Below are 13,246 nucleotides of genomic sequence, written 5' to 3'. Positions count from 1 at the left end.
GGGGAGGGGTGAGCCATGTTTCGCTGCAGTGAAGTCGCCGACCGTGCCAGCCGCCTGATTGATGGAGAGCTTGGCTTCTGGCCGTTGCTCAACATGAGGTTGCATCTGGCCATGTGCCGTGGCTGCCGGGCCTTCATCCAGCAGATGCGGACGACCTGTGATCTCACCCAGATTGCGGGAGCGATGCAGGATGTCGCCGTGCACGAGCCCGCATATGCCGAAGATATCCAGGAAGCCCTGGCGCGCCGCCGGGCGCTCCGGCGAAGAAACCTGAGATCCGGATGATTTCGACAACGTATTTCAAAGTTGGATCGATCACGCCCGAGGCGTCATCTGATCTCTATCAAGGGGAGTGGCAGATCATGCGTCTGATGAAACGAATTCTTGCTGCGGGCGTGATCGCCGGTGTCAGCGGCTTGCAGGCCATTGCGGCCGGGCAGGATTTGGCAGACTGGACTGCCGTCGAGAAGGCCGCCTCCGGCCAGACGGTCTATTTCAATGCCTGGGGCGGATCTGAGAACATCAACGCCTATCTCGAATGGGTGGGCGCCGAAATGCAGGCGCGCTACGGTGTCAATGTCGTTCAGGTCAAACTCGACGATACCGCGAGCGCCGTCGCCAAGGTGATTGCTGAAAAATCGGCCGGCAAGGATGAAGGCGGCTCTGTCGACCTCATCTGGATCAACGGCGAAAATTTTGCCTCGATGAAGAAGCAGGGCCTGCTTCTCGCACCGGGCTGGGCGACGTCACTGCCCAATTGGCGCTATGTCGACATCGAGAACCAGCCCACCATTCTGACCGATTTCACCGAGCCGACGGAAGGCCTCGAAAGCCCCTGGGGCGGCGCGAAAATGGTCTTCTTCTACGACAAGGCTCGTACTGATGCCGCGGCACTGCCGGACAATGCCGCGCAACTGCTCGACTGGGCCAAGAAGAACCCCGGTCGCTTTTCCTATCCCGCTCCGCCGGATTTCGTCGGATCCTCTTTCTTGAAGCAAGTGCTGAGCGAGGTGATTGATGATCCGGCCAAGCTAGCAAAGCCGCTGAAGGAGGAGACGTTCGAGCGCGACGTCGAGCCGCTCTTTGCCTATCTTGATCAGTTGCATCCGGTCGCCTGGCGCTCGGCGAAAACCTTTCCGCAGAACTATCCGGACATGAAGCAGAAGCTGGCCGACGGCGAGCTGGACATCATCTTCGCATTCAATCCTTCGGAAGGTTCCGCAGGCATCAAGGCGGGGGAGCTGCCCGATACGGTGCGCTCGTTCACCTTCTCGGGTGGCACGCTCGGCAATACCCATTTCGTTGCCATTCCCTACAATGCCAATGCAAGGGAAGGAGCGCTGCTGACGGCGAACTTTCTGATCTCGCCGGAGGCACAGTTGCGCAAGCAAGACCCTGTCTCCTGGGGTGACCCGACCGTTCTTGCCATGTCAAAACTGCCGGAGCCGGATCGTGCGGCCTTTGCTGCCCTTGACCTCGGTGTCGCAACCCTTGCGCCGGACGAGCTCGGACCGGTGATTGCCGAACCGCATTCAAGCTGGATGGAGCGCATCGAAGTCGAGTGGCGTCGGCGCTACGCAAGCGGCAACTGATCCGTGGCAGCCCGACTGGCCGATCACGCCCTCGTCGACCGACTGACCGCACTCCTTCCCCGGAGTGTGGTCGTGCTCACGCTCGGGCTCTTGCTGCTGCCGATCACTTTCGGCCTCTTTGGTACGCTGCTGCCGGCCTTTGGATTTTTCCCGGCTCTCGGGGGCCATGCACTCAGCCTCGACCCGTTTCGTGAACTTCTGGCGACGCCGGGGCTTCCTACTGCCGTAGTCCTGAGTGTGGCAACGGGTCTTGGCGCCACGGTCATCTCTCTCGGCGTGACGCTGATCTTTGTTGCCAGCTACGCGGGCACGCCGACGCTGTCCCGGCTGCAGCATCTGCTTTCGCCCCTGCTTGCGGTCCCTCATGCAGCCGCTGCCTTCGGTTTTGCCTTCCTGATTGCGCCGTCAGGCTTCCTTATCCGCCTCGTTGCCCCTCTCGTGGGCATCGACCGTCCACCGGACGTTCTCATCCCGCATGATCCCATGGGGCTCACGATGATTGCGGGTCTGGTGATCAAGGAAACGCCGTTCCTTTTTCTCGTAACGCTCGCGGCCCTGCCACAGGTCGACCTTCCTGCTGCCCGCCGGCTCGCGGCCTCCTTCGGCTATGGTCGGATCGCCGGCTTCGTCTATCTGCTGTGGCCGGCGCTCTACCGACAAATGCGTTTCGCGGTCTATGCCGTCATCGCCTATTCGTCTTCCGTCGTGGATGTCGCCTTGATCCTCGGTCCCAACCTGCCGGGCACACTCGCCACTCGCCTCGTCCAGTGGATGAACGATGCGGACCTTTCCGCGCGGCTCCTCGCCTCGGCCGGTGCCGTGCTGCAACTGGCCGTGACACTCGGGGTCCTGCTGGCTTGGTTCGGTCTCGAGCGGCTCTTTGCCATTCTGCTCCGTGTATCGAGGGAAACGGGGCGGCGGTTTGTCAGGGACCGTTTTCCGCGCCTTGCGTCAATTCTGGTGGTCGGTCTGATCGGTGCTGCTGTTTTCGCGGGTCTTGCGGTTCTGGCCATGTGGTCGCTCGCCGGCCTCTGGCAGTTTCCCGATCTCCTGCCACAGAGTTTTACGCTGCGGAGCTGGATGAATGCTCTGCCGCGTGTTGCCGATCCACTGGTGACGACACTGGTGACGGGATTTGCCTCGACGCTGCTCGCCGTCCTCCTCGCCGTGGGCTGTCTGGTGCGCGAGAACCAGACGGGACGGACCGGTGGGGAGAAGGCATTGCTCATGCTCTACCTGCCGCTGATTGTCCCACAGGTCACCTTCGTCTTCGGCCTGCAACTCCTCTTCATTGGCAGCGGCAGCGAGCAGCGCCTTGCGGCCCTCGTCCTCGTTCACCTGGTTTTTGTCTTGCCGTATGTCTTTCTATCGCTTGCCGATCCGTGGCGGGCGCTGGATCGCCGCTACGAGATCATCGCAACGGGGCTCGGTCGGTCTCGGTTTGCGGTGCTTGTCTCCATCCGCCTTCCCATGCTGGTCCGCCCGATCCTCACGGCCGCAGCCGTTGGCTTCGCCGTATCTGTCGGGCAGTATCTGCCCACGCTCCTGATTGGCGAGGGGCGTTTATCGACCATCACAACGGAGGCCGTCGCGCTCGCCTCCGGCAACAATCGCCGCGTTATCGGAGTTTATGCCCTGCTGCAAACGATCCTGCCTTTCCTCGCCTTCGCGCTCGCGGTCCTTCTGCCCGCCGTGCTGCACCGCAATCGTCGGGATATGAGGGTTTGACAATGCTTCACCAGACCGTCGCAGCCGGCCTGTCCCTTTTGAATGTCGTGATCCGTCTCGGGCGGAACAGCTTGATCGACCTTACGGCCGAGGTCCCTCCGGGTGCGGTCCTGACCGTCATGGGACCGTCGGGGTCTGGAAAGTCGACGTTGCTGTCCTTTGTCGGTGGGTTTCTCGATCCCGTTTTCGATGCGTCTGGGACGGTTTCCGTCGATGGTGTCAACCTTCTTTCTCTTCCTGCGGAAGCAAGAAGGGCTGGCATCCTTTTTCAGGATCCGCTTCTCTTCCCGCATATGACGGTCGGCGCCAACGTCGCCTTCGCAATCCCGGCAGAGATCTCCGACCGGTCACAGCGCCGACGGATCTCTGCCGAGATCCTCGCGGAGATGGATCTCGCAGGCTTCGAAGGCCGCGACCCGGCAACGCTTTCCGGTGGACAGAAGGCACGGGTCGCACTCGCTCGCGTTCTCGTTTCCCGGCCCCGACTGCTGTTGCTGGACGAACCCTTTTCGAAGCTCGACATGGATTTGCGCGCCCAGATGCGGTCCCTCGTCTTCGAGCGTGCGCGGGGAGCCGGCCTGCCGGTCATTCTCGTGACTCATGACGAGGCTGATGCAGAGGCCGCTGGCGGGTTCGTGCATCGGATCGGAGCAGCCAATGGCTGACGCCGGCGCAATGGGGCAATCCGTGGTCCTTCTCGGAGGTGGGCACGCGCATGTGGAGGTCGTGCGCCGGCTGGGGCAGCTTGGCCTCGGTGCGCAGATCTCGCTCGTCTCGCCGTCACGCCATGCGCCCTATTCCGGCATGTTGCCGGGCCATGTTGCCGGCGAATACGAATTCGACGACTTCCACATCGATCTCGCTCACCTCTGCGCGCGCAACGGTGTCACCTTTATCGAGACCGCAGCGATTGGCATCGATGCCCACCTCAAAAAGGTGTCGTTCGCATGCGGCGGCGACCTCGCCTATGACCTGCTTTCGATCGATATCGGCTCGACGCCCTCGCTTCCGGAAGGGATCTCCGGTGGCCTTTCCGTAAAGCCGATCTCGAGCTTCACGGAGCGCCTGTCGCGCCTCGATGCCCTGGTTGCAGAGGGGCGCCCCCTTTGCCTCGCCGTGATCGGGCAGGGGGTCGCAGGCGTCGAGATCGCCTTTGCGCTCAGGCGTCGCTTCGAGGGGCGGGATATCCGGATCGCCCTCGCCGGTCGTGCGGCCGGGCCGGTTCCAGAACGCAGCCGGCGGGCAAGGCTGCTCGTGGAAAGGGCGCTGCATGCGGCGGATATCGCCCATTATCCCGCTTTCGATGTCGTGGCCTTTAAGGATAACGAACTGACAGCCCGCGACGGGCGCCAACTGGCTGTGGACGCGGTCGTCTGGACCACCTCGAGCGGCGCGCCTGCATGGTTGCGTCAAACAGGGCTTTCCCTCGACGCAAGCGGCTTCATCAAGGTCGATCACATGCTGCAGTCAGTGTCCGAACCGCATGTCTTTGCCGCTGGCGATGTCGCCTCGCTGCCGGATCCTCGCCCGAAGGCGGGTGTATTTGCCGTCCGGCAGGGACCCGTTCTGGCGGAGAACATTCATCGGTACCTGTTGGGAAGGCCGCTGACGGTCTATCGCCCACAACGGTTCTGGCTGGTGCTGATCTCGCTCGGATACGGGCGTGCCATTGCAGACAAATGGGGCATGGCGATCTCCGGAAACTGGGTGGCCCGGTGGAAACATCGGACCGACAGCCGTTTCATGCAGCGCTATCGCTGAGGCGGGGGGACGGCTGATTGCGATCCGGTGTTTGCGAGAGATTGTCGGTAACGCAAGAGCAGTTTGCATTCGCAGGCGTGGCTCCCATCCGTGAAGGCTCCTGCCCGACAGCGACGCATACCAAACCGTTTCAATGAACCTGGGGGTGGCCTCGAGATATGGCGAATTCGGTGGAGCGCGTGAGTGTTTCTGTTGTTCGCAAAGGGCTGCGGACCCATGGATTACCCTTCCGCGGCGGGCGTTGCCGCGCTAGGCTCTCGCCATGAAAAAGATCTTCAATCCTGCCTCCGTCCGCCGTCCTTTCGGGCATTACAATCACGGTCTGCTCGTGCCGCCGGGTGCGAGCCTGCTCGTAACCTCCGGCCAGCTCGGCATTGGCCCTGATGATACGATCCCGCCCGATGTGACCGCGCAGGCCGAGCTGTGTTTCGAGGCGGTCAAGGCCATTCTCGAAGCGGCAGACATGACGTTCGCGGATGTGATCCGCGTCTCCGGCTTCGTCACGCGACGGGAAGATTTTCCAGCCTATATGGCGGTGCGCGATCGCTACACGCTCGATCCGAAGCCGGTCTCGACGCTCCTGGTGGTCGGTGGCTTCACGCGACCGGAATTCCTGGTCGAAGTCGAGGTGACAGCGGCCAAGGTCGTCTGACCGCCAGTCTTCTCTCAGAAGTTTTCCATTTCCCGGCGCACCTTCGCCATGAAGGCAGCGCGGGTTTCTTCCGTGCAGTTGTTCATGTCGTAATGGGCGAGGTATTTCACCGGTGCGCCGATCCCGATCTGGGCACGGAGCACCCGCTTGACGATTTTCTTCGGCGGGTTTCCGGCGAGGAAGGCGCGCATGGGGGTGGCGCCATAGGTCATGACGGCAGTGAGCTTCCTGATGTGGCGCAGCGTCGGCGTCAGCTTGCCGTCCACCAGATCAAAGGAAACTCCGGGCAGCCAGACGCGGTCGAAATAGCCTTTCAGCATCGCCGGGAAGCCGAAATTCCAGACGGGGGTGACGATGACAAGCGCTTCCGCCTTCTTCAGTCGATCGACATAGGGCTGAACCAGCGAAAGGTTGTCGGGAATGTCGTGATAGACGCGGCGATCATGGGCCGAGAGCACCGGGTCGAAACCCTCCTCATAGAGATTGCAGCCGTCGACTTCATGGCCGGCCTTTTCCAGGCTTTCGCAGGTGAGTTTGTAAAGCGCCCGGCCGAAGCTTTCATCAAGGGGATGAGAGTGGAGAACGAGTACGCGCATGTCAAAAGCTCCAAGTCGTTGCCCGCCGCCTTCGCAGTCGGGGTCCAGTTGAAAACTTCCGCGCCGTTTGTCCCAGAATCCCAGTCCTTCGCCGCCTGATGCCGAGGGATGGGGGATGCCATGTCGTGTGTCGCATGAGCCGGTGGGCCGGCCGGGAGTACCTTCGGAATGGGGTCGTTCCGGCGGTTATTCGCTGCGGCTCCGGAACGGGAAGCCGCAACGCAGATCGTGATCCCTATGAGGCTTCGGAAAGAACCTCCAGCCCGGGAAACAGGTAGTTCTTGCCGGCGGAGAAATCGAAGTCCGGGTTTTCCCAGGCGATCATCTTGCCGGGGTTGAGGAGGCCCTTCGGATCGGTTTCCTTCTTGAAGGCCAACTGGACCTGGTCGGTCTGCTTCATGCCCCCTTCCTCCAACGTGTAGCGGTGCGGGTTGAAGATCGGGCAGCCGTTTTCTTCGTGAATGCGGATAATCTCTTCCAGCCGCTCCTTGGTGGTGTAGCGCACCAGCGGCAGGCCGGCGCACTGGATGTGGCCGTCAAACTTGATGAATTCGAGATGGCAGATCACCTCGTCTGGAAAGAGTTCGGTCATTACGCGGACCTTCTCGACATGGTCCGGGCCCGGATACTGCACCTGCAGATAGGTGATGTTGGTGTCGAGCTTCAGGGCGCGGAGCGTCGTGTGATTCCAGGCCAGTTCATAGGCATGCGGGATGCCCTTCATGCTCTCGACCGTGTCAGAACGGAAACGCACGTCCCCCTTCATCTTGTCGGCGAGCGCCAGGAAGGCTTCCATCGAATGGGGGGCGACCATAAGCACGACGACCGACTGACCTTCCTTCAGCCAGGGCTTGTGGCGGGTAAAGTAGTCGAAGGGAATGGGGGCGGCGATCGGGGCGACTTCCTTCAAGAGGATGCCGTTCTTGTGGGCGAGCGTATCCGCAAATTTCACCGCGTCCATGAAGTCGTCATAACCGACGATGACGTCGACCCAATCATAAGCCGGGGCGAGCGGCATCTCGACCTCGGTGATAATGCCGTTGGTGCCATAGGCGTGGGAAACCTTCTGCAGGTCCCATGCGGACAGTTCAAGCACGCGCGGTTCGGCTTCCATCGTGACGACACGCAGACGCAGGATATTGCCGAGGTCGCGCAAGCCGCCCCAGGTGATCGAGCCGACACCGCCGGAGCCGCCCGCGATGAAGCCGGCAATGCTTGCTGTCTGCTTGGTCGAGGGGTGGAAGCGCAGTTCCTGGCCGGAATGTTCCTTGGTCTGGCGGTCAAGCTCGGAGATGATGATGCCGGGTTCGCATATGACGCGACCGGGCAGGATCTCCTTTACCTTGTTCATGTTGATGAGGTTGAGCACGATGCCGCCTGACAGGGGCATGGCCTGGCCGTAATTGCCGGTGCCACCGCCGCGCGGGGTAACAGGGACGCCATGGGCAAAGGCGACCTTCAAGGTGCGGATGACCTCTTCCTCGGTCGTCGGTGAAACGACGAGGTCGCCGACGACATTGTCGAGTTCTTCCTTCAGGATCGGCGAATACCAATAGAAGTCACGGCTCTTCTGTTTGACCAACGCCGGATTGTCTTCGACGGCGATGCCTTCCAGCTCTTCGATGATTTTGGCGTAGTCAGCCATGTCTAAACTCCAAGCAACGGGTCAAGTTCGCGGTAATCCGGCAGGCTGCAGTCGATGCCCATGCCATTCCGCATCACGATGCGGTCGGCCTGCGGACGGGAAAGAAATTCGCTCCAGCGGCGGGCACTGAAGAGGACGAGATCGGCGCGGCCGCCGACCGCAATACGGCCGTGGTCAGGGCGCTTGAGGATGTCGGCCGGCGTGCGGGTGACGACCCTTGCTGCGGTGTCGAGCGGATGGTCGAGATGGATGATGCGCACCGCCTCGCGGAAGACCTCGACGGGATCGAGATCACCATAGGCGTAGAAGGGATCACGGGTGTTGTCGGAGGAAACGGCGGTTGCCACACCCGCAGCTGACAGTTCGTGGAAGAGGGTGACGCCGCGTTGGCGGGGTGTGCGCCCGGACACGCGGTCCTGCAGATACATGTTGCACATCGGCAGCGACACGACCGCGAGGCCGGCTTCCGCCACCAGATCGATGGTGCGTTTCGCCAAATCCTCGTCCTGCCGGGCGAGCGAGCAGCAATGGCCGACGGTGACCGAACCCTCGAAACGGTTGCGGAGCTTGGCCTCGGCGATTGTCTTCAGTGTCAGAGTTTCCTTGTCCTGCGTCTCGTCGACATGCAGGTCGATATCGAGGCTGTTTTCCGAGGCTGTGCGGAAAAGGATGTCGAGCTTCTGGTCGAGGTCCGGCATCAGATAGGTGACGCCGCCGAGCATGCCCCTATGCGCGACGATCACGTCGATGAGGTCCTTGAAGAAGGCCTCGTCGGTGATCTGGTCGAAGGGGAAAAGGGCTGAGGCCTGCAGGTCGATTTTGCCGGCCCAGGCGTCGCGGATTTCCGCGAAGACCTCGAAGGAGATGCGGTGCTGGGGCGCCAGGCTGTCGAGATGGGTGCGGATCAGGCTGGTGCCATGGGCGTAGGCCGTGCGCAGCGAGAATTCCATGCGGGCCTTGACGTCGGAAGCCGTCCAGTTGGCCTCCCGGTCGGATTTCACGGCTTCCAGCGCGCCCATGAAGTCGCCTGACGGGTTCGGACGGCGCTCCCAGATATGGCCCTTGTCGAGATGGGTGTGCATGTCGACGAAGGTCGGCCAGACCATGCCGTTCCTGAGATCGGTGGAAGGCAGGCCGGCAGGGGCTTCTCCCTGTCTCAGGATCGCCTCGACCTTGCCGTCTGCGACGACGATGTCGGCGTTGAACAGGCCCTCGCAGGCGGGGGCCTCCAGCCCGTCGACACAAATCTCGGGCAGTGTCGCATTGGCGAGAACGAAGCGCTTTGCGGCAGGGAGGGCGGTAATCGGACTCGACATCAGTTTTCTCGTTTCAGGCTGCTCTCGTGCCAGCGATGCAGCGCCAGCCAGGAAATGAAGGAGGTGATGGCAAAGATCACGACGCCAAGGCAGGAGAGCAGGAAGAGGGCGGCAAACAGGCGCGGAATGTTCAGACGGAACTGTGCCTCAAGCAGGCGGAAGGCAAGACCCGAACCGGCGCCGGCCGAGCCTGCCGCGAATTCGGCGACGACGGCGGCGATGAGCGCGAGGCCGCCGCCGATCCGGAGACCCGTCATGAAATAGGGGAGCGAGGCCGGCAGCTTCAGATAGAGCAACGTCTGCCAGCGCGAGGCACCGTAGAGGTCAAAGAGATTGAGCAGGTTATGATCGACGCTCTTCAGGCCCTGGATCATATTGGAAAGGATCGGAAAGAAGGCGACGAGAAAGGCGCAGATCAGCAGTGCCACTTGCGTGGAGGGGGAGTAGATCAGGATCAACGGCGCAATGGCGACGATCGGCGTGACCTGCAGGATGACGGTGATCGGGTAGAAGGCGATCTCGATCCATTTCGACTGCACGAGCGCGACAGCGATGCCGACCCCGCCCAGAAGTGCCAGCCCCAGCGACATCAAGGTGATCTTGGTGGTGACCCAGAGTGCCGGCGACAGCGTGCCCCAGTCTTTGAACAGGGCGCCGGCGACCACAATCGGGCCGGGCAGGATGTATTGCGGAACGCCGCTCACCCAGACGCCGACTTGCCAGACCACGATCAGCAGACAGACGACGATGATGGGGACAAGGATTTTCAGTAGCGTTTCGGCCGGCCCGGTCATCAGTGATGCTCCCCGTCCATGGCTTCGATGAGTGTTTTGGATACGGTTTCACAGGCCTGGCGATAGTCTTCCGAGGTCCGGTAGAAGGCATCGCGGTCGAGGCTGGTCTGCAGCGGGAAATCCGCATGCACGCGGCCGGGGCGCGCCTTCATCACCACGATGCGGCTCGAAAGGTAAGCGCTTTCGAACACCGAATGGGTAACGAAGATGACGGTGATGCCGGTTTCCTTCCAGAGCTTGAGCACATCATCGTTCAGCTTCTGGCGGGTAATTTCATCCAATGCGGCAAAAGGTTCGTCCATGAGGAGGAGTTTCGGCTTGGTCACAAGCGCGCGGGCGATCGAAACGCGCATCTTCATGCCGCCGGAGAGTTCGCGCGGATAGGCGCCGGTGAAATCCTTCAGACCAACGCGGTCGAGTGCTGCCAGGATGTCTGCCGTGGCGGCGGCCTTCGAGATGCCGCGGAGCTTCAGCGGCAGGTAGACATTGCCGAAGACGGTTGCCCAGGGCATCAGCGTCGGCTCCTGAAAGACGAAGGAAACATCGCCTTCGGGCAGGCCCTTGGAGTTGATGCGTGAGCTTGGCCAGTCGATCGTGCCGGTTGTTGTGTCGCCCAGGCCGGCGATGATCCGGAGCGCGGTCGACTTGCCGCAGCCGGAGGGGCCGAGAAGGCTGACGAATTCACCACCGTTGACGGTGAGCGACATGCCCGTGAGTGCCGCCGTACCGTTGGAGAAGACCTTGGACACGTCCTTCATCACTACGAGCGCCCGGCGCTGTTCGGGAGGGGGCGGGGTGAAGGGGGCTTCGGAACGTGACATTGACAGCCTTGGTATCTGAATGAACAGGAGTGCTCGGAATTTGCCCCTCACCTTACCGTCTCTCCGCATGCGGGGAGAGGGATGTCACCACATGCCGGCCCGGAACTCCTTCTCCCCGCAAGCGGGGAGAAGGTGGCGGCAATTCAGGCGCAACGCGTTGCGCCCGGGATGAGGGGCTGCCCCTTACTTCTTCAGCGCCATGCCAACGCCCTTGCAGACGAACTGCGTGGTGTAGGCCTTCTTGTAATCGAGGTCGGCCGGCTGGACACCGATCTGGACCATGGAGTCGAAGAAGGCCCTGTATTTCTCATCGGTCATGCACCCGATGCCCTTGTCCATCGCCTCACCGGACTCGACGATGCCGTATTCCTTCATCTTGGCGATCGAGTACTCGATCTGGCCATCGGTCATTTCCGGGTTGTCGACCTTGATCAGATCGTTGGCAGCCTTGTTGTCGCCGTAGAGGTAGTTGTACCAGCCTTCAGCCGAGGCATCGATGAAGCGCTGCACGACATCGGCCTTGGTTTCGACCATGGTCGTCGTGGTCGTGATCATGGTGGAATAGGGGTTGTAGCCGTTGTCGGCGAGAAGGAAGACCTTCGGCGCCCAGCCGGCCTGCTTCTCGATCTCATAGGGTTCCGACGTCAGGTAGCCCTGCTGGGCGGACTTCGGATCTGCAATGAAGGGGGCCGGGTTGAAGGTGTAGGGCTTGTACTTCTCGTCGGTGAAGCCCTCGAAATTCTTCTTCATCCACTCGTAGTAGGTGACGTAGCCGTCCTTGCCCATGAAGATACTGTCGAGCTTGGCGAGGTCCGCGAACGTCTCGATGCCCTGGTCGGGATGGGCGAGCAGGACTTGCGGGTCCTTCTGGAAGATGGCCGCGACATCGATCAGCGGGATGCCTTCCTTCACCGCGTCCATTTCGCCGAGCGGGCTGCCCATGTAGAAATCCACCTTGCCGGCGATCAGAAGTGCGCGGTTGGCTGCCTGCGGGCCGCCCTGGATAACCTTGACCTTCAGGCCGTACTTCTCATAGGTGCCGTCTGCCACGGCCTGATAGAATCCGCCGTGTTCCGCCTGGGCCAGCCAGTTGGTGCCGTAGGTGACCTCATCGAGGGCCAGCGCTGCGGAGGTGGAGCCAAGCGAAGCGGCAAGGCCCATCAGGGCAAAGAGGCTGGTCTTGGTGAGCATGTCGCGCATTGATTGTTCCCCTGTTCGTTGGAGGGCCCGTTCCGGGCTCCTTTTTAATCATTTGATCGAGTGTCATGCGCCTTGAAAAGCATCAAAATTCGCCTGCATCGATGCTTTTTTTGCACTGGTCGCATGAATGCTGCATAGTGATGCGGCATGGCTAAATTTTACGCAGCGGAGGTCCCGTGCTGCACTCCAGAAAGCTTCTCTACATCAATGAAATCGTGCGCTGTGGCTCAATCCGCAAAGCCGCCGCGCGCCTCAATGTCGCATCATCAGCAGTCAACCGCCAGATCCTCGCATTCGAAGAGGAGCTGGGTGCGCCGATCTTCGAACGCCTTCCCAAAGGTCTGCGCCTCACGGCCGCCGGCGAGCTCTGCGTAGAGCATATTCGTGACGTGCTGAAGAACTACGAGCGTCTGGAGGGGCGCATCCGGGGCCTCAAGACACCGCATGCCGGCAAGGTTTCGCTGGTGACGACCGTTGGCCTCGCCTCAGGCCCTCTGCCGGCAATTCTCGCGGGCTTCATTGCCGAACATCCCCGCGTGCAGATCAAGCTGCGCAATGATGGCGGCTCGACGACAATCAACCCGGTCCTGACCGGCGAGGTGGATCTCGGTCTCGGCTTCAACATCCCGGCAACGCCCGGCATTCGCACGCTTGCCAATTTCGATGTGCCCGTCGGCGTCGTGCTGCCGCCCGGGCATCGGCTGGCACGCGAAGAGGGGCCGGTCGATCTCGTTGAGGTGGTGCAAGAGCCGTTGATCCTCGCGCAGTCCGGTACCAGCCTTCGCAACATCATCGATCTCGCGCTCGCGCCGCTGCCGCTGCTGGTCGAGCCTGTGGTGGAGACGAACTCATCGGAGCTCATGAAACAGCTGGTGAAGGCCGGGACGGGGCTCACCTTGCTCAATCCGCTCGATGCTGTGGCGGAGTGTCGGCGCGGTGAGCTCATCTTCCGGCCGCTGACCGAGGCGCATATCCGCCACCAGCCAATGAAGCTGTTTGCCCGGGCGCGGGCGCCGCTCGATTCTGCGACCAGTCTCTTTGTCGAGTATCTGATGCAGGAGCTGCTGGCACAGGTTCAGGATCTGAAGGCGCAGGGGCACATCCCTGAGACCATTCGCGGTCAAGGCTGAGGTTCGCTGGT

The 13,246-nt window shown here is 61.6% G+C and carries 13 protein-coding genes; 7 read left to right on the top strand and 6 right to left on the bottom strand.

What is annotated here, in order from left to right; translation table 11 throughout:
- Window positions 1-15: 15 nt before the first annotated feature.
- The 6 genes from QTL56_RS11925 (at window position 16) to QTL56_RS11900 (ending at window position 5,733) form a co-directional block, all read left to right on the top strand.
- Window positions 16-285, top strand: a complete 270-nt coding sequence (locus tag QTL56_RS11925; protein ID WP_245137862.1) for a zf-HC2 domain-containing protein — start codon at window positions 16-18, stop codon at window positions 283-285.
- Between the two features lie 74 nt (window positions 286-359).
- The gene (locus QTL56_RS11920) at window positions 360-1,592 is read left to right on the top strand and encodes an ABC transporter substrate-binding protein (protein ID WP_245137945.1); all 1,233 of its coding nucleotides are present in this window, start codon (window positions 360-362) and stop codon (window positions 1,590-1,592) included.
- Between the two features lie 42 nt (window positions 1,593-1,634).
- Complete coding sequence (locus tag QTL56_RS11915) at window positions 1,635-3,320, top strand: ABC transporter permease (protein WP_245137944.1); 1,686 nt, start codon at window positions 1,635-1,637, stop codon at window positions 3,318-3,320.
- A gap of 2 nt (window positions 3,321-3,322) precedes the next feature.
- Window positions 3,323-3,985 (top strand): ATP-binding cassette domain-containing protein, encoded by a 663-nt coding sequence (locus QTL56_RS11910; RefSeq protein WP_245137861.1) that lies wholly within the window; start codon window positions 3,323-3,325, stop codon window positions 3,983-3,985.
- On the top strand, window positions 3,978-5,081 hold the full coding sequence (locus QTL56_RS11905; RefSeq protein WP_245137860.1) for an FAD-dependent oxidoreductase: 1,104 nt from the start codon (window positions 3,978-3,980) through the stop codon (window positions 5,079-5,081). The genes QTL56_RS11910 and QTL56_RS11905 overlap by 8 nt, the downstream gene beginning before the upstream one ends.
- 262 nt (window positions 5,082-5,343) lie before the next feature.
- Window positions 5,344-5,733, top strand: a complete 390-nt coding sequence (locus QTL56_RS11900; RefSeq protein ID WP_245137859.1) for a RidA family protein — start codon at window positions 5,344-5,346, stop codon at window positions 5,731-5,733.
- A gap of 14 nt (window positions 5,734-5,747) precedes the next feature.
- On the opposite strand, the gene QTL56_RS11895 is transcribed toward QTL56_RS11900, so the two are convergent.
- The 6 genes from QTL56_RS11895 to QTL56_RS11870 all read right to left on the bottom strand — a co-directional run bounded on the left by QTL56_RS11895 (window position 5,748) and on the right by QTL56_RS11870 (window position 12,105).
- Window positions 5,748-6,329 (bottom strand): NAD(P)H-dependent oxidoreductase, encoded by a 582-nt coding sequence (locus QTL56_RS11895; RefSeq protein ID WP_229576112.1) that lies wholly within the window; start codon window positions 6,327-6,329, stop codon window positions 5,748-5,750.
- Window positions 6,330-6,564: 235 nt separating this feature from the next.
- On the bottom strand, window positions 6,565-7,974 hold the full coding sequence (locus tag QTL56_RS11890; protein WP_245137858.1) for an FAD-binding oxidoreductase: 1,410 nt from the start codon (window positions 7,972-7,974) through the stop codon (window positions 6,565-6,567).
- 2 nt (window positions 7,975-7,976) lie between these two features.
- A complete protein-coding gene (locus tag QTL56_RS11885; RefSeq protein ID WP_245137857.1) occupies window positions 7,977-9,290 on the bottom strand; it encodes a cytosine deaminase in 1,314 nt (437 codons plus the stop codon).
- Entirely contained in the window at window positions 9,290-10,084 is a 795-nt protein-coding gene (locus QTL56_RS11880; protein WP_229576109.1) for an ABC transporter permease, read from the bottom strand. Before QTL56_RS11880 ends, QTL56_RS11885 begins: the two co-directional genes overlap by 1 nt.
- Window positions 10,084-10,905, bottom strand: coding sequence for an ABC transporter ATP-binding protein (locus QTL56_RS11875; RefSeq protein WP_245137856.1), 822 nt, complete (start codon window positions 10,903-10,905; stop codon window positions 10,084-10,086). Before QTL56_RS11875 ends, QTL56_RS11880 begins: the two co-directional genes overlap by 1 nt.
- 183 nt (window positions 10,906-11,088) lie before the next feature.
- Window positions 11,089-12,105, bottom strand: coding sequence for an ABC transporter substrate-binding protein (locus tag QTL56_RS11870; RefSeq protein WP_245137855.1), 1,017 nt, complete (start codon window positions 12,103-12,105; stop codon window positions 11,089-11,091).
- 176 nt (window positions 12,106-12,281) lie between these two features.
- Here QTL56_RS11870 and QTL56_RS11865 point away from each other — a divergent pair, with 176 nt between their 5' ends.
- Complete coding sequence (locus tag QTL56_RS11865) at window positions 12,282-13,235, top strand: LysR family transcriptional regulator (RefSeq protein WP_229576106.1); 954 nt, start codon at window positions 12,282-12,284, stop codon at window positions 13,233-13,235.
- Window positions 13,236-13,246: the final 11 nt, after the last annotated feature.

Source organism: Peteryoungia algae, assembly GCF_030369675.1.
Classification (GTDB): domain Bacteria; phylum Pseudomonadota; class Alphaproteobacteria; order Rhizobiales; family Rhizobiaceae; genus Allorhizobium; species Allorhizobium algae.
This window is presented reverse-complemented; position numbering and strand designations above follow the sequence as displayed.